General features: G+C 44.2%; 16 protein-coding genes and 3 tRNA genes. 6 read left to right on the forward strand and 13 right to left on the reverse strand.

Going from position 1 to position 19997, the window contains the following annotated elements; translation table 11 throughout:
• Window positions 1–10 precede the first annotated feature (10 nt).
• The 8 genes from MIS45_RS00610 to MIS45_RS00645 form a co-directional block, all read right to left on the reverse strand.
• Window positions 11–85 (reverse strand) — tRNA-Thr (locus MIS45_RS00610).
• A gap of 56 nt (window positions 86–141) precedes the next feature.
• A tRNA-Gly gene (locus MIS45_RS00615) sits at window positions 142–215 on the reverse strand.
• Between the two features lie 26 nt (window positions 216–241).
• A tRNA-Tyr gene (locus tag MIS45_RS00620) sits at window positions 242–325 on the reverse strand.
• A 92-nt stretch (window positions 326–417) separates the two neighbouring features.
• Window positions 418–669 carry a YfhL family 4Fe-4S dicluster ferredoxin gene (locus MIS45_RS00625; protein ID WP_249444219.1) on the reverse strand — a complete coding sequence of 84 codons (252 nt, stop codon included), beginning with the start codon at window positions 667–669 and terminating at the stop codon, window positions 418–420.
• A 112-nt stretch (window positions 670–781) separates the two neighbouring features.
• Window positions 782–1351, reverse strand: a complete 570-nt coding sequence (rsmD, locus tag MIS45_RS00630; RefSeq protein WP_249450674.1) for a 16S rRNA (guanine(966)-N(2))-methyltransferase RsmD — start codon at window positions 1349–1351, stop codon at window positions 782–784.
• Between the two features lie 271 nt (window positions 1352–1622).
• Complete coding sequence (locus tag MIS45_RS00635; RefSeq protein WP_249451392.1) at window positions 1623–3518, reverse strand: ribonuclease catalytic domain-containing protein; 1896 nt, start codon at window positions 3516–3518, stop codon at window positions 1623–1625.
• A gap of 145 nt (window positions 3519–3663) precedes the next feature.
• Window positions 3664–4320, reverse strand: coding sequence for a methylated-DNA--[protein]-cysteine S-methyltransferase (locus tag MIS45_RS00640; RefSeq protein WP_283397424.1), 657 nt, complete (start codon window positions 4318–4320; stop codon window positions 3664–3666).
• Between the two features lie 16 nt (window positions 4321–4336).
• On the reverse strand, window positions 4337–4870 hold the full coding sequence (locus tag MIS45_RS00645; RefSeq protein WP_249450675.1) for a hypothetical protein: 534 nt from the start codon (window positions 4868–4870) through the stop codon (window positions 4337–4339).
• A 226-nt stretch (window positions 4871–5096) separates the two neighbouring features.
• Between MIS45_RS00645 and MIS45_RS00650 the strand changes: the two genes are divergently transcribed.
• Both MIS45_RS00650 and MIS45_RS00655 read left to right on the forward strand, forming a co-directional pair.
• A complete protein-coding gene (locus MIS45_RS00650; RefSeq protein ID WP_249442753.1) occupies window positions 5097–5336 on the forward strand; it encodes a hypothetical protein in 240 nt (79 codons plus the stop codon).
• Window positions 5323–5703 (forward strand): PIN domain-containing protein, encoded by a 381-nt coding sequence (locus MIS45_RS00655; protein WP_249442754.1) that lies wholly within the window; start codon window positions 5323–5325, stop codon window positions 5701–5703. The genes MIS45_RS00650 and MIS45_RS00655 overlap by 14 nt, the downstream gene beginning before the upstream one ends.
• 73 nt (window positions 5704–5776) lie before the next feature.
• On the opposite strand, the gene guaB is transcribed toward MIS45_RS00655, so the two are convergent.
• Window positions 5777–7243: an IMP dehydrogenase gene (guaB, locus tag MIS45_RS00660; protein ID WP_249450676.1), complete on the reverse strand. Its 1467-nt coding sequence runs from the start codon at window positions 7241–7243 to the stop codon at window positions 5777–5779.
• A gap of 167 nt (window positions 7244–7410) precedes the next feature.
• Here guaB and MIS45_RS00665 point away from each other — a divergent pair, with 167 nt between their 5' ends.
• Together MIS45_RS00665 and MIS45_RS00670 are read left to right on the forward strand one after the other, a co-directional pair.
• Window positions 7411–7824, forward strand: a complete 414-nt coding sequence (locus MIS45_RS00665; RefSeq protein ID WP_249444226.1) for a hypothetical protein — start codon at window positions 7411–7413, stop codon at window positions 7822–7824.
• A 416-nt stretch (window positions 7825–8240) separates the two neighbouring features.
• On the forward strand, window positions 8241–9638 hold the full coding sequence (locus MIS45_RS00670; protein ID WP_249450677.1) for a chloride channel protein: 1398 nt from the start codon (window positions 8241–8243) through the stop codon (window positions 9636–9638).
• Between the two features lie 58 nt (window positions 9639–9696).
• Here MIS45_RS00670 and MIS45_RS00675 read toward each other — a convergent pair whose 3' ends face one another.
• The gene (locus MIS45_RS00675) at window positions 9697–10104 is read right to left on the reverse strand and encodes a bacteriohemerythrin (protein WP_249446991.1); all 408 of its coding nucleotides are present in this window, start codon (window positions 10102–10104) and stop codon (window positions 9697–9699) included.
• 329 nt (window positions 10105–10433) lie between these two features.
• On the opposite strand from MIS45_RS00675, the gene gyrA reads away from it, so the two are divergent.
• Window positions 10434–13169, forward strand: coding sequence for a DNA gyrase subunit A (gyrA, locus tag MIS45_RS00680; protein ID WP_249450678.1), 2736 nt, complete (start codon window positions 10434–10436; stop codon window positions 13167–13169).
• 80 nt (window positions 13170–13249) lie between these two features.
• Window positions 13250–14821 (forward strand): phosphoethanolamine transferase, encoded by a 1572-nt coding sequence (locus tag MIS45_RS00685; protein WP_249450679.1) that lies wholly within the window; start codon window positions 13250–13252, stop codon window positions 14819–14821.
• Between the two features lie 80 nt (window positions 14822–14901).
• Here MIS45_RS00685 and MIS45_RS00690 read toward each other — a convergent pair whose 3' ends face one another.
• From MIS45_RS00690 to MIS45_RS00700, 3 genes are all read right to left on the reverse strand, one after another.
• Window positions 14902–16377, reverse strand: coding sequence for an aldehyde dehydrogenase family protein (locus MIS45_RS00690; protein WP_249450680.1), 1476 nt, complete (start codon window positions 16375–16377; stop codon window positions 14902–14904).
• Window positions 16378–16780: 403 nt separating this feature from the next.
• Entirely contained in the window at window positions 16781–17764 is a 984-nt protein-coding gene (gene waaC, locus MIS45_RS00695) for a lipopolysaccharide heptosyltransferase I (protein WP_249450681.1), read from the reverse strand.
• Window positions 17765–17926: 162 nt separating this feature from the next.
• Entirely contained in the window at window positions 17927–19930 is a 2004-nt protein-coding gene (locus MIS45_RS00700; protein WP_249450682.1) for a site-specific recombinase, read from the reverse strand.
• Window positions 19931–19997: the final 67 nt, after the last annotated feature.

The raw sequence follows: 19997 nt of genomic DNA on the forward strand, positions 1-19997 counted from the left end.
AAAATAAGTCTGGTGCCCATGGGCGGAATTGAACCGCCGGCCTCTCCCTTACCAAGGGAGTGCTCTACCCCTGAGCTACATGGGCTTATTCATTCTTATAGCTACAATTTAAGAATAAATTGTAGCTATGTAAATTTAATTTGGAGCGGGTGAAGGGAATCGAACCCTCACCGTAAGCTTGGAAGGCTTCTGCTCTACCATTGAGCTACACCCGCTTGTCTCTGCTCCAAATACGGAATTTTGGTGGTGGGAGAAGGATTCGAACCTTCGAAGCTTTCGCAACAGATTTACAGTCTGCCCCCTTTGGCCGCTCGGGAATCCCACCAGAAGAGAAACCGAACTATATCTACTTTCCCTAACTCTGGTCAAGCTATTTTTTTAGATTATTTTATACAGCCTTGTTTTATTATTGCTTATTTATTTTGCTGCGATGATTTTATGATACTTCGCCATTAGCTCATCAGGCGTTTCTGGATGCTCTTCATCTATCAAAATACAATCTACTGGGCAAACTTGTTGACATTGTGGCTCATCATAATGCCCTACGCATTGGGTACATAAATTAGGATTAATTTCGTAAATTTCTTCGCCTTGAGAAATCGCATCATTAGGGCATTCGGGTTCGCATACATCGCAGTTAATGCATTCATCTGTAATAAATAATGACATGGTTGTGTTCTCGTTTTAGTCTGTTTTTTGGAGTGCAAATTATAGCATATTTTATTTTTCAGGCTGCCTGAAATTTTCAGTAACTCATATTAATTTATTTTAAATCAAAGTTTTACTCATAATAAAATAAAGCAAAATAGCTTTGCCCAGCTCCACCTTCTCGGTGCTTATACAACCAATCAGGTGTGTCAGGCAATCGCCCTGCTTCGATGTAAACGGACGCATTTTCTTGCAGACAAGGTTGCAAAATTGTCCACAAGTCAGTCCAATTTTGCCATGCGAAAGGAGGGTCTAAAAATACGGTATCAAATTTTTGTGCACTCTGTTTCAAATATGCCAAACCATCTTGAGGATGAATGTGTAGTCTACCTGAAAAACCTAATTCGCGTGATAAATGCTGTAATTGACGTGTCATTTCGCGATTGGTTTCACACATAACAACTTGTTTTGCATGGCGACTGGCTGCTTCAAAACCCAATGCGCCGCTGCCTGCAAATAAATCCAAGACATTTTGTCCAGTCAAATCCTGTCCCAACCAATTAAACAATCGTTCACGCACGCTGTCAGGTGTAGGGCGCAATCCGTCTGCATGGATAAAGTTTAGTTTTCGACCACGATGTGTACCGCCAATAATACGGACTTGATTATTGTGTTTGGGATTGATTTTTTGGGAGGGTTTCATGTTTTCAGGCTGCCTATTACTGAATTGATAATATAATATAGTCAATTAAAATAAACACAAACAATTTTTATCTTAACCAACAATACATTTTTTTATAGTAAAGGCAGCCTGAAAGAATTCATTTTATAGTCAATTAAAACAAGAAATCTGCTTCGTTGCCCACGCCCTTATGTACGATTTGTACACGACGGGCGTGGTCGCCTTGCATCTTTCTTATTTTACTTCACTATAATTATCTAAAAATTAACGATTTTTCAGGCTGCCTTTCCATTTAAGGTTCATCTACTTCATCTACCATGACTGGCATGGCACTTGGCACAACATTTTTATATTTCAATGCCATAAATTGTTGTTCAGAATTGACTTCGGTTATGCTCAATTTGATAACCGTTTTGGGCGCAATTTCCATGGGAATGCCAGTCGCCCTTGCCACCAAAGGCACGCCTTCCAAACGCACCAAATCGTCTTTCAACAAAATCGCATTGATTTCACGCACGTTTTCCTGTTGCAGCCACACCATTGCCCAGTAACTTTCCATTTGCTCTTGGAATGCGCGATAGGCATTGTAGGTCACGTCAAAATTGTTCATGGCGACAAACAAATCGCTGTCGTTTTTGCCAAAACGCGGTGCGCTGCCGTTTAAGGCTGCCTGTAATTGTTTTTGGTTGATGTAGTCGCAAGCGCGGCGCAGGGGCGATGTGAACCAGCCATAATGCGCCACATTCATGCCAATGTGCGGCTCGGAATGCGTGGACATTCTCACGCGACCGCTCGGCTGAACGCGGAACAAGCCGCCCATTTCTTGCTCGTGCAGCAATTTTGCCCAACTCGTGTTCGCCAAAATCATCATTTCGCTGACCAAGGTGTCTATCGGCGAACCGCGTTCGCGGCGCGTGATGATGACTTTGTTGTTTTCATCAAAATCAATGCCGTAGTCGTATTTTTTCGGCAAGGTGGGGTCGGGGAGACGGTCGCGCTGTTTTTGCAGGGCTTGTGCCAATTCCAATAAATACAAACATTCGGCGTGATGCGGAAATTGGGGATTGTCCGCGCTGCCCGTGCCTGTGTCGCTGTTGAAAAACGGCTCAATGTTTTGAATGCGTAAATTGGTGGCAATCGGCACAAGCTCAATGCGGCTTTCGGGTTCGGAAAGCTGGAAATCCGCGTCCACATCAAAATAAATGCTGAATGCTGGCACAGGTTTGCCCTCGTCCAAACTGAACGCGGCAACCCAGTTTTCAGGCAGCATGGTGATTTTATTGGCTGGGAAATAAACTGTGCTTAATCTTTGCAAAACAATGTCTTCCATTGCGCTGGCAGCCTGAATGCCCAAAGACGGCGCGGCGATGTGTATGCCAACACGTTTCGCGCCACCGCCCAAATCCTGCACGGAAAGCGCATCGTCCACTTCTGTGGTGGACAAATCGTCTATGGAAAAAGCTTGCACATTCGCCACAGGCAAATTTTCAGGCAGCGCAGGCACGTCAATTTGCGGAAAACCTGTACCACGTGGAAAATATTTCACTTCAAAGCGTTGCAACAAATATTGTGGTACAGATGTGATGCCGCCTGTGTGTTTCGCCAATTCATAAGCGGACATTTTCAGCGCGTCCGCCGCCTTGTGGTAGGCTTTGTACGCCAAAGATTGCTTGTCGGGCGCGTGCAGAATTTGCGGCAATTCGGCAGCGATTTCATCGGGCAGGCTGCCTGAAACCAGCGCGTCTGCCCAAGTTTGCATTTGGGCTTCTTGTTGTGCTTTGCGTTCAATGGCGGCAAGGGCTTGTTTCAATACGTCTTCGGGCGCGGCTTTGAACGTGCCTTTGCTTTTTTTGTGGAAATACATGGGCACGGCATACAGCGCGATGAGCGTGGCGGCTTGTTGGATTTTGCTGGGGCTGCCGCCGAAATATTCTTGCGCGGCTGCCTGAAACGTGAACTCGTCTTCGCCCACAGATTCCCACAGCAATGCTGTGTCCATGTCGGCGGATTCGTTTTGGGCGGACTGCATGAAATCGTCCATGCTGCCATCAAATTCAAAAAAGACGTTGTTGGCTTTGATTTTGACGCGCTTGCCGTGTTGGGTGTCGGCTTGGTAGGTTGCGTCATTTTTTTGAATGATTTGAGCGGCTTTGAATTGTCCGCTTTCTTCGTAGAAAATGTGAGACATGATAGTTATTTGATTACTAAAATTTTTATTTAAGTCGCCATTATAACGGAAAAGGCAGCCTGAAATGGGATTTTCAATGACACCAGCCTTTATACCGATATGATTACTGGTTTTCAGGCTGCCTGAAAAATAGATTTTCTTCATATTATATTTTCAGGCTGCCTGAACGCGATTCTAAATCCAATAAAAATTGTTTGCGCGGCAAACCGCCTGCGTAGCCTGTGAGTTTGCCATTGCTACCAATCACTCTATGGCACGGCACGATAATAGAGATTTTGTTTTGCCCATTTGCCGCAGCCACCGCGCGGACGGCTTTCGGATTGCCTAATTTGGCGGCTTGTTCAGCGTAAGAGATTGTTTCGCCATAGGGAATGGTTTGCAGAACGCGCCACACGCGCTGTTGAAAATCCGTGCCAACAAAGTCTATTGGCACGGAAAATGGTTTCAGGCTGCCTGAAAAATACGCTTGGATTTGCTCGGCAGTTTCTTGAAGTAAATCATGGGATTGAAACAGAATTTGCGCTTGTTTGGCTTGGGCGATTTGGTGGATTTCGCGTTCCAAGCGCGTTTGCCCGACAAATTCCAGCAAACACAAACCTGTGGCGGAACAGATTGCCAGCATTTCACCCAAAGGGGTGGGGATAATTTGGGCGTGGAGTGGATTGGCGGTTTCAGGCTGCCTGAAATTGAGTTGGGTGAAATATTGGGCGATTGCAGATTGGGTATTCATATTCTTGATGTAGGGTGCGTACCACGCACCAAATAATTGAAAATTTTGGGGAAAATGGTGCGTGGTACGCACCCTACATGGCTATTTTTTAGATACAGTTCCCAGTTATGACTTCATCTAATCCTAATTTCCATTTAGGTAACTGAATTCTATCAATTTGATTAAAATCAGTAGGTACTTTATGTGTCAGATGAAAACCATTATCTAATTTCTTCCAATATGTCGCCTCCCTGTTGTGCAACGATTTAATTTGGCATCCTGTTAAAATGGACTTATGTTGTACCAAGAATAAATTGATGATTTCTTCAGATGAGCAATAGAAATCAAGTTGTTCTGTTTCTTCACAAAGGGTCTCAAACCAACAATCATGAAATAATGCCCAATTAACCTGAAATATGTTTTCCCAATATTTACCGCCTTGAGAACTGAGCTTACACCGACCATCATTCATCACAACTAAATTATTTTTAATCATAGAATCTAAAGCTAATTGAAGTTCTTTTTTGGAAAGTTCTAAATTATTTGGCGTATTAAATAATATTTCCCAATCTTCACGTAAAAAATCTGTGTATTTAGTATGTAATAGCCACAGTGAATCTAATATAAAATATTCAGCATTCATTTTATTCATTTTTAAGGGATAAATCTAAAATCATATTTCAGTTGCGTAGGATGTGCCATGCGCACCAATTAACCACAATATTTTGATTTTGCGAATAAATCGGTGCGCACGGCGCACCCTACAAAAGTTCAGGCTGCCTGAAAAGTATTTTTTATTTTTCAGGCAGTCTGAATGTCATTTTCACGCTATAATTCATTTACCTAATTGATTTTTTGGGAGTAAGCAAATGATTACCCTTGATTTGCCACCACAAACCGTGCAAATGATTGAGCAAATTGCCCAACAAAAAGGGCAAAGTCTTCAAGATTTTATCATGATGAGCGTGTATGAAAAAGCCTTGCAAGTTGCCGTTCAGCCACAGCAAAATGATGAATTATTAGCCGATTTTATCCAAACCATGCCCAAAGCCGAATTAACCCAAAATGGCTTAGACATTCAAAGGGAATTGCGTGATGAATGGCATTAAATATTTGCTAGATACCTGTTTTATTTTGGAGTTTCACAAGCAAAATGCCGATGTTTTAGCCATTTTACAGCAAAAGAATATCCGATTTTCAGAATGCGCCATCAGCGTTGTGAACCGCTTGGAAGTGTTGGGCTATGCCAATATCAGCGAAAACGATGCACGAAATTTAACGATATTGCTGTCCAAAATGACCAAATTGCCCATCAATTTACCGATTGAAAACAAAGTGATTGACTTGCGAAAACAGCATAAAATCAAATTGCCTGACGCGATTGTTTTGGCAACGGCTTTAAGTCATGATTTGGAATTATTGAGCCTAGACATGGGTTTAATCAACAAATATCACAAAGAAATTCAAGCCAAATAGCATTCAGGCTGCTTGAAACGTGTTCTCCACATTTTCAGGCAGCCTGAATTTCATTTACCAATCAAATCAAAAATCACCCACGCTGATAATTCGGTGCTTCTTTGGTAATTTGCACATCGTGAACATGCGATTCGCTCATGCCCGCCGATGTGATTTCCACAAATTCCGCTTTCTCGTGCATTTCAGCGATGTTGGCGCAACCCAAATAACCCATGCTGGAACGCAAACCGCCCACCAACTGATGAATAATATTCACAATCGGGCCCTTGTGCGGTACGCGACCTTCAATGCCTTCGGGAACGTATTTGTCGGTGCTTTCCTGTTTATCTTGGAAATAGCGGTCGTTGGAACCTTGACTCATCGCGCCCAAGGAACCCATGCCGCGATACGATTTGTACGCACGTCCTTGATACAATTCAATTTCCCCTGGTGCTTCGTCCGTACCAGCGAACATGCCGCCCAACATCACGCAATGCGCCCCTGCCGCCAAGGCTTTCGCAATGTCGCCCGAAAAACGAATGCCACCGTCCGCAATCACGGAAACGCCCGTGCCTTTTACCGCTTCGGCAACATTGTGAACCGCAGTCAGTTGCGGCACGCCCACGCCCGCCACAATGCGCGTGGTACAAATGGAACCAGGGCCAATGCCGACTTTGACCGCGTCCGCGCCAGCCGCCACCAAATCACGCGCCGCCGCCGCAGTCGCAATATTGCCACCAATCACTTGCACTTCGGGGAAGTTTTGTTTCACCCAACGCACGCGGTCAATCACGCCTTGGCTGTGTCCGTGTGCCGTGTCCACCACAATCACGTCCACGCCAGCCGCAACAAGGGCGCGTACACGCTCTTCGGTGTCCGCGCCCGTGCCTACCGCCGCGCCCACGCGCAAGCGACCTTCGCCATCTTTGTTGGCGTTGGGGAATTCGGTGGTTTTGATGATGTCTTTCACGGTAATCAAACCGCGCAATTCGTCTTTATCGTTCAAGACCAAAACGCGCTCAATTTTGTGTTGGTGCATCACTTCACGCGCTTCTTCAATGGATGTGCCTTCGGGTACGGAAACCAATTTTTCGCGCGGTGTCATAATTGCTGATACGGGCAAATCCAAACGCGTTTCAAAACGCAAATCGCGCGTGGTAATGATGCCGACCACTTTGCCGTCTTGCACCACAGGCAAACCCGACATTTTGCGTTTGCGTTGGGCGCGTTCCGCCAACAAATCGCCAATCAATGTATCGGGCGATACGGTAACGGGGTCTTTCACAATACCGCTTTCGTGGCGTTTCACTTTACGCACGGTTTCGGCTTGTTGTTCGGGCGTCATGTTTTTGTGAACAATGCCGATGCCGCCTTCTTGCGCCATAGAAATCGCCAAACGCGCCTCAGTTACCGTGTCCATCGCGGCAGAGAGCAAAGGTAAATTCAAGGTAATTTGTTTAGTGAGTGGAGTTTTGAGCGAGACATCGCGCGGGAGAATAGTTGAATGTGCTGGAACAAGTAAAACATCGTCAAAAGTGTAGGCTTTTTCTACAATACGCATGGTGCATTTACCTCATGTTATTATGGTTGGAAGATTTTGGTTAAATGCACAGTATTGTAACATATTTGCGATTTTCAGGCAGCCTGAAAGTGTTTTTTCATGACAATATAAAACGAACACAGTACAATTATCCACCTTGAATAAATAATTTTCAAAAAGGAAACAATATGAAAAAATTAGCATTTGTAGCAGCAGCTTTATTGGCAGTTATCCCGACTTTATCAACGGCTGAAACTTATTATTCTTGTGGCGGTGGCTATTATTCTGATGTGCCACTCAACATGAAAGCAGCCCAATGTGCTTTGAAAACAGCCCAAGGTTCTACTATTAAAGCAGCAACCCCGGCCGCAGCACCCAGCAGACCTATGACTTTGGCAGAGCAGCAAGCTGATTTAAATAACCGCATCGCGGAAGAAAACAGAAGACGCGAAGAAGAAAGTGCAAAAGCAGCTGCGGAAGTTAAAGCAGAAAACTGTAAAGCGGCTCAAATGAACAAAGAAACCGTTGAACGCACCAATGCGCGTAATAAAGCAGAATTGTTGCCTAAATACGAAGCAGATATTGCAAAATACTGTAACTAAATCTATCTGACATTAAAAGGCAGCCTGAAACATTTTCAGGCTGCCTTTTTGTTTATAGTCGTTTAAAATAGAAATTAAGCTGCCGTGTATCAATTAAATCCAGAAGAAAACTGGCAATATTAATAGTGGCAATTTAAATCAGAACAAGGCGACAGCGACCGCCGTGTACACATATAGTGAATTCAATTTAAACCAGTACATTTTAATCTCACATCAAATGCAGCCTGAAACCATTTGAAAACGAGTATTAAATAGCGATAAAATACATGGCATAAATTTTAAACGACTATACACCCCTTCTCTATTACCACTTTGTATCACATTTCATTTTTTTGACCCTATTTTCAGGCTGCCTTTTGTATCAAATCATACAAAAGGCAGCCTGAAAAAACTATATATTCTTTGTTTTATTTATCATGAATAATACGTTCACTCATTTTCATCGCCGCCTGCGTTATATTTATCACCACAAATCTCGCCAAGTTCGCCGCTTATCGCACAAATGGGTTGCCCTATTTTATGCGTTTATTGGCGCATCCTTGGTGGCGGGTGTGTCCATGTTGTTTGCGTATATGGCAGAGTGGGCATTGCATAAAAATACCGAATTGGTCAAACAATATCCATGGTTTGCATGGGTGGCATTGCCGCTGGGTTTACCGCTGATTTTGTGGCTCACGCGCACTTTCGCGCCTTATACGGCAGGCAGCGGCATTCCGCAAGTTCTGGCGTCGCTGTCCCTACCCTATGGCAAGCCGAAAAAACACGCGGTGGGTTTTCGGGAAACCTTGTACAAAATTCCGCTCACGTTTTTGGGTATGCTGGCAGGTGCATCTATTGGGCGTGAAGGTCCATCGGTACAAGTTGGTGCGGCGGTGATGGCTTCGTGGGGACGATGGTGCAAAAAACGCAATTTGGCATTTACGGGTTTGCAAGACAATGATTTGTTGGCAGCAGGCGCGGCGGGTGGTTTGGCAGCGGCGTTTAATGCGCCATTGGCAGGGGTCATTTTTGCGATTGAGGAAATGGGGCGCGGCGTGATGTTGCGTTGGGAGCGCACTATTTTTATCTGTATTTTGATGGCAGGTTTTGTGCAAGTGGCGATGAACGGCAACAATCCGTATTTTTATGGTTTCTTTGGTGTTGCTTTACCGAATATGTTTGTATGGGTCATCGTGGGCGCATTGATTTGCGGTGTAGCAGGTGGTTTATTTGCACGTTTATTGCTTAAAGGTGCCGCATGGGTCATGCCTAAACGTAGCCGCGCGTGGGTCGGCAAACATCCTTTTTTATTGGCTGCCATCATGGGTTTGTTGATTGCGGCGATTGGCACATTAAGCGGTGGCGATACCTTTGGCACAGGTTATCATCAAGTTTCCGATGCCTTACGTGGTTCGTATGATGCACCGATGGGCGTAGCATTAGGCAAATGGCTTGCCACGATTTTTTCATATTGGGCAGGCATCCCCGGTGGGATTTTCACACCCAGCTTAACCATTGGTGGCATGATTGGACAGCAAATCGCCGATTGGACACATTTAGGCACGGGCAGCAACGTGGTAGTTTTGATTTGCATGGTGGCATTTTTATCCGCTGCCACACAATCGCCACTTACCGCCAGCGTGGTTGTAATGGAAATGACAGGCAGCCAACATTTATTAATTTGGCTGTTATTGGGTGGTTTGGTAGCCGCGATTGTTTCACGCCAATTTTGCCCCAAACCGTTTTATCACGCCGCTGCCGCCCGTTTCCGTCAGCGTATTTTGGACGATTGCACCAGCAAACAAACCGTATTATTGATTGAATATAAAAAATAAAAAGTTTTCAGGCTGCCTAAATACACAAAGGCAGCCTGAAAACTTTTTATTTTAATTTTTAAGCACGAACACCAGCCTGTTTCACACTTTCCACATAACCATGGTCATTCAATCTAATGTGACGGAACAACCAACCTTCCAAAATATCCAACAACTCTTGCGCCGCTTCAATTTCGCCATTCTCATAGCGACTTTGCAAGCCTTCCATTTTTGCCACAAAATTAGCATGCACTTTTTTATGCGGTTCCAGCATATGATAATTTGCCTCTTCCAGCATTTTTTCTTCGTATGCAAAATGTTCAGCCGTGTAATCAATTAAATCTTGCAATGCAATTTTGCTGTCCACAAAATTACCACTTTGCATTGCATCATAAAAACCATTGATTCTTGCCAACAAAATTTGATGTTGCTCATCAATATCCGCAAAACCAGTCGCCAAGTCAGCCGTCCATAATACAAAAGACATAAGCATTCTCCGTATAAATAAAATTTATGAAAATGAATACACCAACAAATTAGATAAATGATTTATCTGCAAGCAGTATAGGCAGCCTGAAAAACGAATTCAATCAATTTAGAGCAAATACCTTAAAAGATTTCATCATAAAAAATACATTTCCATCAAATCCATATAACCATATGATAAATAAATATTTTTAAAAATTATTGAAATAATAAAGATTTCTATCTTGTTGTACACTCACAACAAACCATTCCCAAGCAGCAGGCAGCCTGAAACCTTGTTTTTATGATAAAATTGCGTGTTTTTTTATGAATTTCAGGAACGCGCCCATTATGAGCCAAACCGACCAACAATTTGCCAAAGAAACCATCGCCGTCAGCCTAGAAGACGAAATGAAAAAGTCCTATCTGGACTACGCCATGAGCGTGATTGTGGGACGTGCTTTGCCCGATGTGCGCGATGGCTTGAAACCCGTCCACCGCCGCGTTTTGTACGCCATGCACGAGCTGAAAAACAACTGGAACAGCACGTACAAAAAATCCGCCCGCGTGGTCGGCGATGTCATCGGTAAATACCACCCACACGGCGACAGCGCGGTGTACCAAACCATTGTCCGCATGGCACAACCCTTTTCCATGCGCTATATGTTGGTGGACGGTCAAGGCAACTTTGGTTCGGTAGATGGCGACGCCGCTGCCGCCATGCGTTACACAGAAATCCGCATGGCAAAAATCGCCCACGAAATGCTTGCCGATATTGAAGAAGAAACCGTCAATTTTGGCGACAACTACGACGGCAGCGAACGCGAACCCCTTGTTTTGCCAACCCGTTTTCCTGCTTTGCTGGTCAATGGCTCGGAAGGCATCGCGGTGGGCATGGCAACCAGCATTCCGCCCCACAATTTGCGCGACACGCTTTCAGGCTGCCTGAAATTGTTGCGCGAACCCGAAACCGACATCAACGAATTGATTGAATTGATTAAAGCCCCCGACTTTCCCACAGGCGGCACGATTTTCGGGCTGAATGGCGTACGCGCAGGCTACCACACGGGGCGCGGTCGCGTGGTCATTCGCAGCAAAACCCATATTGAACCCATCGGCAAAAATGGCGAACGCGAAGCCATTATCGTGGACGAAATCCCCTACCAAGTTAATAAGTCCAAACTCGTTGAAAAGATTGGCGAATTGGTGCGCGACAAGCAAGTGGAAGGCATTGCCGAATTGCGCGATGAATCCGACAAAGACGGCACGCGCATCGTCATTGAATTGAAACGCAATGAAAACGCAGAAGTCATTTTAAATCAATTATTTAAACTCACTCAACTGCAAGACACGTTCAGCATGAACATGGTGGCTTTGGTGGACGGTCAGCCGCGCGTGTTGAATTTAAAACAGATTTTGAGCGAATTTTTGCGTCATCGCCGCGAAGTGGTAACGCGCAGAACCTTGTTCCGCCTGAAAAAAGCGCGTGCGGAAGGACACATCGCGGAAGGTAAAGCGGTTGCCCTGTCCAATATTGACGAAATGATTGTTTTGATTAAACAATCTGCCGATGCGGACGCGGCGCGTGAAGCCTTGTTGAGCCGCGCTTGGCAATCCAATTTGGTCAGCGAAATGTTGAGCCGCAGCGATTTGGATTTGAGCATGGCGCGCCCCGAATGGCTGCCTGAAAAATGCGGTTTGCAATCAGATGGTTATTGGTTGAGTGAAGAACAAGCGCGCGCGATTTTGCGCATGAGTTTGCGTAATTTGACAGGTCTTGACCAAGACGAAATCATCAAAGAATACAAAGATTTAATGGCAATTATTGTGGATTTATTGGACATTTTGGCGAAACCCGAGCGCGTGCGCCAAATCATTGACGATGAATTGACCGCCATGCAAACGCAGTTCGCAGACGAAAGACGCAGCGAAATCAATGCCTTTGGTGGTGGCGACATTGCCGATGAAGATTTGATTCCGCCACGCGAAATGGTGGTAACGCTGACGCATGGCGGCTACATCAAAACGCAGCCAACCAGCGATTATCAGGCGCAAAAACGCGGTGGGCGCGGCAAACAAGCGGCTGCCACAAAAGACGAAGATTTTATTGAAACACTGTTTGTGGCGAACACGCATGATTATTTGATGTGTTTCACGAATTTGGGGCGTTGCCATTGGATTAAGGTTTACAGGCTGCCTGAAGGCGGTCGCCAGTCGCGTGGTCGCCCGATTAACAATGTGATTTCATTGGAAGAAAATGAAAAAGTCAGCGCGATTTTGCCCGTGCGCGATTTCCCTGATGACCAATATGTGTTCTTTGCTACCGCGCAAGGTGTGGTGAAAAAAGTGCAGTTGTCCGCGTTCAAAAACGTGAGCGTGAAAGGCATTAAGGCGATTGCTTTGAAAGAAGGCGACAGTTTGGTGGGCGCGGCGAAAACGTCGGGTTCGTCCGATATTATGCTGTTCTCCAATTTGGGCAAGGCGATTCGTTTTAACGAATATTACGCAGGTTCGGCTGGCGATGAAGACGAAGACATTTCAGGCAGCCTGAACGATGAAACCGTTGAAAATGAAGACGAAAACAACGGCGAATTCAATTTGCAAACGAATAAGGGTGTGCGTCCAAGCGGTCGCGGTTCGGGCGGTTTGCGCGGCATGAAGCTGCCTGAAAACGGTCGGATTGTGAGTTTGTTGGTGGCGGAATTGGGCAGCGATTTGCAAGTTTTGACCGCCACACAAAACGGCTACGGCAAACGCACGCCGATTGACGATTATTCGCGCAAAGGCAAAGGCGGTCAGGGCATCATTGCGATTGACACGGGCGAACGCAATGGCGAATTGATTGGCGCGACTTTGGTGTCGCCAAACGATGATTTGATGTTGATTACGTCTGGTGGCGTGTTGATTCGCACGAAAGTGGAGCAAGTCCGCGAGACGGGTCGGGCGGCGCAAGGTGTGCGTTTAATCAATTTGGACGAAGGCACAACTTTGGTCGGCATTGAGCGTATCATGGAAGAAAGTTCGGAAAATGACGCAACCTCTCTTTCAGTAGATGATAATAACGTTGATACTGAAAACGACGTGTAATTAAGAAAATAATGCAGCCTGAAAAGTATTTTTCAGGCTGCATTCATTAATATGTAGTCGGTTAAAATAAAGGATTTTATATGTTGACTCAATTAAAACGGTATTGCTTTATTTGGGCAGTACTTACTTTCTCTCTCATTTCTTCTTATGGACTAGGCTACCCTCTTACTAACGGCTATTTTTTAGCGATGGCATGTTTTTGGCTTGTTTTACATCAAGTCAATAAAACAACATTTAACATTGTATTTATCATTAATTTGATTGTTTGTGTTGGATTTGCGCCCATCGCACGATTATACGGTCAATTAAGCATTGGTCTGATTGCATCGGTATTTGAAACAAATACACAAGAGTCTGTAGAATTTTTAGCATCGCTACCTTGGCACAGCTGGATGGCTGCTATCATTGTCCTGTGTAGCGGGGTAGGTGTACTTATCGCAAACAAGCCAGCCAAAAAATTATACTGGCTTTCTAAACATAGTACTTTAATTTTATTTAGTTTATTTGTTATTTTAACGTTACATAAACCTCTTTCAGGCAGCCTGAAACGTCATCTCCCATTCACTTTAGAACGTACGTTGGTTGGAAACATTCATTTTTATGTCCGTGCAGTACAATTAATCAAGCAATATCAGTTAGAAAAACAAGAATCCCAGCAAATTCTATCGGGTCAGCCCGCATGGCAAATTCAAAGTGTTACGCCAAAATACAAAAACTATGTCTTAATTATCGGAGAAAGTGCGCGCGCCGATTACCAATCTTTATATGGCTTCCCATTAAACACCAGCCCCTATTTATCTCAAAGTAAAGGCTTAGTTTTAGATAACTTTATCGCACCTGCACCTAATACGCAACCGTCATTAACTCGAATGTTGCACTATACGCAAAATGATAAGGTCAGCTATCCCAATAATATTATCTCATTGGCAAATGAGGCGGGATTTTTAACGTATTGGTTATCTACCCAACCCACAGGACACGATGCGGATACAGCAGCATCTCGTGTGGGCATCCAAGCCAAACAATCCTATTTTTCCTCTCCCAATGCCTCACGCCACTCAATTGGCATAGGAGATAAAAGTGATTTTGCATTATTGGATAAACTAAATTATTTTTTGAATCAAAATAATGATAATAAAAATGCCTTATATGTATTACACATTAATGGGTCTCATCCAATTTTTTGTCGGCGTTTGGTTCAGCCTGTTTCCGAGAAATTTAAAAATGATGATATGTCGTGCTACCTAGAAACATTAAAACAAACAGATAAACTATTGGAGCAAATAGAAACTTCATTGAAACAACATGGAAGTTATTCCATATTGTATTTATCTGATCATGGTCTAGCTCATTCAGATAAAGAAACATCGCATGTTAATTTATATAATTCAAATCAATATAAACAAGCTTATCATGTGCCATTTATTATTATTTCTAGCGATGATGTACAACAAAAACGTCAGCAAGCAGCACGCAGCGGTTTTCACTTTATTCAAGGTTTTGCTCAATGGTTAGGTATTGCAGATAACCGATTAACTTTGTCCTACTCATTTTTTTCTGAAGAACCTGCCACAGAAGAAATAAACGTCTTTAATTGGGAAAAAATTGTACCGTATCAATCTTTGCAAGATGACCCTGCGTTAAAACCTTAATTTTATACAGTCAATTAAAAAGGCAGCCTGAAAACAGAATATCCCGTTTTCAGGCTGCCTATTTATTTCAACATATCAAATCAATACATACCTTCACGTTCTTCGCGAGTGCTGATATAGATATTTTTCACTTGTGTATAAGCGTCCAACATCATTTTATGCGTTTCGCGTCCAATACCCGAAGTTTTGTAACCACCAAATGGCGCACCCGCAGGCAGACGGTTATAGCAGTTTACCCACACGCGACCAGTTTCCAATGCACGCGATACGCGCAAAGCTCGATTGATGTTAGTTGTCCAAACACCGCCACCCAAGCCATATTCGCTGTCGTTCGCCATTTGAATCACTTCTTCTTCGGTTTTGAATTTGATAACTGTTGCCACAGGCCCAAAAATTTCTTCCTGTGCCACACGCGCATTATTGCTGCTGGCTTCAATCAAAGTCGGTTCCAAAAATTCGCCGCCTGCCAAATCGCCAGCCACTTTTTTACCACCTGTGATGATGCGGCAACCTTCTTGTTCACCAATTTTCACATATTTCAAAATGGTTTCCAGTTGTCCACCATTTACTTGCGCACCCATTTGGGTATCATCTTCCCATGGCAAACCCACTTTGACTTTTTTGAATTCTTCCGCCAACGCATTTACAAATTTATCGTAAATGCCTTCTTGCACGAAAATACGTGAACCCGCGCAGCACACTTGACCTTGATTGAACAAAATCCCTTTTTGTGCGCCTTCCAATGCTTTATCAAACGGCATATCATCAAAGAAGATGTTGGCAGATTTACCACCCAATTCCAATGTCGATGGAATCAACATTTCAGCAGCAGCAATACCAATACGACGACCAATTTCGGTAGAACCTGTAAATGCCAATTTATTGAAACCTTTGTGGTGCAACATATATTCGCCCGATTTGCTACCCTTGCCTGTAATCACATTCAATACACCTTTAGGCAACAAATGATTGATTTTTTGTGCAAATGACAACAAACTCAACGATGTGCTAGATGATGGATGAATCACAATGGTACAACCAGCCGCCAAAGCAGGCGCGATTTTCCACGCAGCCATCAAAAATGGGAAGTTCCAAGGAATGATTTGTCCAACCACACCAATCGGCTCGCGCAAAATCAAAGACAAATCTTCCTCGTCCAATTGCGTTGCCGAGCCTTCTTCGCCACGAATCACGCTGGCAAAATAACGGAAGTGGTCAGAGGCCAAAGGAATATCTGCCGCGCGTGTTTCACGAATCGGTTTACCATTGTCCAATGTTTCTTGCAAGGCAAACAATTCGGCATTTTCATCAATCACATCAGCAATTTTATTCAAAATTGCTGCACGTTCAGCGGTCGTGGTTTTGCGCCAAATTTTGAACGCTTCTTGTGCCGCAGCCACTGCCAAATCCACATCGGCATTGCTGGCATCTACAAATTTCGCCAACTCCGCACCGTTAGCAGGATTGTGAGAAGGCAGCAAATCGCCACCCATTTTCCATTCGCCATTAATCAACAAACCATATTCTTTATCAAACACGTTTAAATCTTTTGCCATTTTTTTGCTCCTTGATGTGTTAGCGTTGCCAAGATTGCCCTGTTTTCAAACCACCTTCGTGCCACTTAAACTCATAAACAAGTGGTTCAAATTTCACAGAACGATACCCTGAAACAGAGTATAGCCCCCACCACACAAAAATTACAAGGGATTACATCATCTTTTGCATGAAAATAATATACAATTTATTTAACTATATGATTTAAAATAAAAGTAATTATCTATCAGCATAAATGATTATTTTTATGACAAATGCACAAAAGGCTGCCTGAAAAACAAAAACATGGTTTCAGGCTGCCTATTATTATCTGATTTTAAATTAAAAAATAAACAAAATTTAAACTATCCATTCATCATCAATATGTAGTGTGATTTTATAATCAGATACAAGTTTTCAGGCTGCCTAAATGGGTTTTGCAAATGCTTTCAGGCAGCCTTGTACCGCTTGAACTACTTCATCTACGCTGGGCGATTGTCCTATTCCGCCCAAATTTCGCGTCCATGCCGATGGTTGCACGCCTGTTTTGACAGGGTCGCTATCGGTATAAATGCCGACTAATGGGCGATTAACTGCGTTTGCCAAATGCAGCAAACCTGTGTCTACGCCAATTACGGCGTGTGCATTGGCAAGCATATACGCGGCTTCCAACAAATTGACGCGCGGGCAAACTTGCGCGAATGGCAATTGGCTGGCAATGGCTTCGGCGCGTTGTTTTTCGGTGGGATTGCCCCACGGCAGCAACACGGGTAAGTCATCGGTTTGATGCAATTTGGTGAGCAAATCCAACCATTTTTCCATTGCCCATAATTTGCTGTCGCGGCTGGTGGCGTGTAGTGCAATGTAATATTTTTCGGGTAATTGGTTTTTCAGGCTGCCTATAGCATCGGGTGGCAAAACTACACCAAAATCTGGTGCCGTATCAAATGTGTAATCAAAGGCTTGGGCAAATAATTGGCGATTGCGCCAAATGGCATCTTTGCCTTTTTTGACGGCATAAGTTTGTTGATAAAAATGTGCAGCAAATGATTCGCGTGCGGATTGGCTATCCAAGCCAACAATCGATGCGTGGGCAAATTTGGCAAATGCGGCGGATTTAATTAATCCTTGACTATCCAAAACTTGCGTATAATTTTCATTGCGTAATGCGGTTTTCAGGCTGCCTATTGCTTGCCATGTGGCAGCCTGAAACAGATTTTTGCGCCATGTACGCCAACTCATCGTGTGTACGCGTTTGACGAATGGATGCAAGCGAGCGATGTCGGCAAAACTGGTTTCGCAGAGCCAATGCAATTCTACATCAGGGTGATGTTGTGCCAAATCGCTGACGGCGGGGAGCGTGTGAATCAGGTCGCCCATGCTGGATAGGCGTACGAGTAGGATTTTCATGGTATTTTTGAATTGGGAAATAAAGTTGTCAGATTATAATAGGCAGCCTGAAAAAACAAAAATATAGTCGCAGAATTGAAAAAGTACTACGGCGTTGGCTTGTCTCGCCGCCTTGTATGCATTTTCACTTCTGCGACTAGAGCGTTTTCAGGCTGCCTATGTTTATTTTGTGATTTCTTTCGGAGTTTCATTGGCTTCATCCGTAGCCAAACCAATCGGCAATATCAAGCTCAATGGACGTGCCTGGACAATATCACGCACGCAACGCCAAATGGCTAACCAACTGCCAATTTTGGTTTCTCGCGAACGCAAGGCAACTGCCAATGTCAGCGAAAAACTGACCCATAAATTAACACAGCCAATCATTAAAACAAACACGATACTTTGTATAAATAACCATACGCCCACGCCACCCGAAGCGACGGCATAGCCAATATTTGCTGAAGAAAACGCCACATGCCGAATATCCAATGGCAAACCGAGCGCGTGTCCAACAAAGCCCGTCATACCCAACAGCATACCAAAGCAGATATTACCACCCAATGAACCGTAATTTTTGTGGATATAATCAGCCATTTTGCCTCGCCATTTTTCAGGCAGCATTCGGCGCAAAATGGGGTGGTGGCGCAAACGCATCCGCAAATTCAAATAATCTGCCCGATTATCCAAAAAACCTGAAATAATCCCCGATAAAAACAACCATACACCAGCAATCGTGGCATACCATAAAGTTGCGCCAAATGGATTGACGGATTTGAGCTGATATGCCACTTCTTCCGCTGTTAAAATTGGTGTTTTTTGTGTCAGCCAAAAACCTGCGCCCACCAGCATCGCCACCGAAATCGCTACCAACACATTACCTGCCACTGCCGCCATTTGCGAACGCGCTACGTCCACCAATAATTGTGCCAACTTCATATTAACCGCCGTACCCTTATCGTTGCGTTCTACAACTTTGGCAAATAAGGATGCGGTCATCGCAGGCTGCTTGGTCGCTACCGTAAAATGCAGCATAAAAATCAAGGCAAAACCCAAGCCGTAATTTAATCCAGATGCGATGCCATACATCAAGGGATTATCAATTTGTCGCCCTAAATAAATTTTCAGCAATGCCATCAGCGCAATCAATACGCCGCCGCCAGCCGCCGACCATACCATACCCATGTATTCTTTTTTATTGCGCGTAATGTAATGCTCGCCATGCCCACTCGTATTTTGCGTGATACTGCGCGACAACATACCCACGCTGCTTTTCCACAAACGCGAAACGCTGTGTTGTTCCGCAGAAGCATTGGCAAGTGTACCGACTAATTGGAGCAAGCATTTTGCGGACGGTTTTTGCCGTGAAAATACGCGAAACAACAATATCATACGGTCAAATGTTTGGTCTAAACGCTGCAATAAGTGCGCCACATTCATAGATGAACCAGCACCCACACCTGCACCTTTTTTGCGCAAACTTTCCACTTGTCGCCGACATTGTCCCAACATCACATGTAAATGACTGTCATCAAATTCCTGTTGATGCTCTTTCGCTGCCAACCACATGGCTACTTCGCGTTTGAGTGCGACAAATGCCGAATCGCGGTCAAGTAATTTATTATCCAAGCGAATCAAATTAGGTTCCAATGCTTCCGCCGCCACCCAAATAGACAACATTTCAATCGCATGAAATCCTTCACGATGCAAATAGCGTTGTGCGGTTTCACGGTCGTTTTCAGGGGTATTTTTGCGTAATAAATGAAAGAGTTTTAACCATGTTCGCGGTGGTACGGCTTCTATCCAACTGCGGTCGCTGGCACGAATAAACAAACGCAAAAAAACATCGCGCAAGGCATGGGGGTCTTTATAGGCGGGATTGAATTTTTCATAAAGACGGTCAATTAATTCGCGTGAAAAACCATCGCGCGAGAAAATTCCTGCGCCAATAAACAGGGGGTACAAACGCAAACTACATAACCAGCGACATAATAAAATCGCTGTTTGCTGACACAATGCGGTATCGTTTTGCAAAATCTGTATCAATAAAGCAATACGTTCGGGCGCACGTTTGGCTTTGCCTTGTCGCAACCATATAGTCAAACCTTTGAGCAGCGTAAACGCATCTTGTTGGGCGATTTTTTCGGTCAAAAATTCGTGCAAATGGTTATTTTTGGGTTTCAGCATGATGTTGTCCTTTGGTATAGCTGATGCGCAAAAACAGTTATCGCTAACCTTATTGGCAAGATTTTCA

It is taken from the genome of Wielerella bovis (assembly GCF_022354465.1).
Lineage (GTDB): Bacteria > Pseudomonadota > Gammaproteobacteria > Burkholderiales > Neisseriaceae > Wielerella > Wielerella bovis.

Excerpts from the sequence above, each read along its gene's own strand:
- MIS45_RS00625 (WP_249444219.1), bottom strand. The coding sequence starts at position 669 with ATGTCATTATTTATTACAGATGAATGCATTAACTGCGATGTATGCGAA.
- rsmD (WP_249450674.1), bottom strand. The coding sequence starts at position 1,351 with ATGAAACCCTCCCAAAAAATCAATCCCAAACACAATAATCAAGTCCGT.
- MIS45_RS00635 (WP_249451392.1), bottom strand. The coding sequence starts at position 3,518 with ATGTCTCACATTTTCTACGAAGAAAGCGGACAATTCAAAGCCGCTCAA.
- MIS45_RS00645 (WP_249450675.1), bottom strand. The coding sequence starts at position 4,870 with ATGAATGCTGAATATTTTATATTAGATTCACTGTGGCTATTACATACT.
- MIS45_RS00650 (WP_249442753.1), top strand. The coding sequence starts at position 5,097 with ATGATTACCCTTGATTTGCCACCACAAACCGTGCAAATGATTGAGCAA.
- MIS45_RS00655 (WP_249442754.1), top strand. The coding sequence starts at position 5,323 with ATGAATGGCATTAAATATTTGCTAGATACCTGTTTTATTTTGGAGTTT.
- guaB (WP_249450676.1), bottom strand. The coding sequence starts at position 7,243 with ATGCGTATTGTAGAAAAAGCCTACACTTTTGACGATGTTTTACTTGTT.
- MIS45_RS00665 (WP_249444226.1), top strand. The coding sequence starts at position 7,411 with ATGAAAAAATTAGCATTTGTAGCAGCAGCTTTATTGGCAGTTATCCCG.
- MIS45_RS00670 (WP_249450677.1), top strand. The coding sequence starts at position 8,241 with ATGAATAATACGTTCACTCATTTTCATCGCCGCCTGCGTTATATTTAT.
- MIS45_RS00675 (WP_249446991.1), bottom strand. The coding sequence starts at position 10,104 with ATGTCTTTTGTATTATGGACGGCTGACTTGGCGACTGGTTTTGCGGAT.
- gyrA (WP_249450678.1), top strand. The coding sequence starts at position 10,434 with ATGAGCCAAACCGACCAACAATTTGCCAAAGAAACCATCGCCGTCAGC.
- MIS45_RS00685 (WP_249450679.1), top strand. The coding sequence starts at position 13,250 with ATGTTGACTCAATTAAAACGGTATTGCTTTATTTGGGCAGTACTTACT.
- MIS45_RS00690 (WP_249450680.1), bottom strand. The coding sequence starts at position 16,377 with ATGGCAAAAGATTTAAACGTGTTTGATAAAGAATATGGTTTGTTGATT.
- waaC (WP_249450681.1), bottom strand. The coding sequence starts at position 17,764 with ATGAAAATCCTACTCGTACGCCTATCCAGCATGGGCGACCTGATTCAC.
- MIS45_RS00700 (WP_249450682.1), bottom strand. The coding sequence starts at position 19,930 with ATGCTGAAACCCAAAAATAACCATTTGCACGAATTTTTGACCGAAAAA.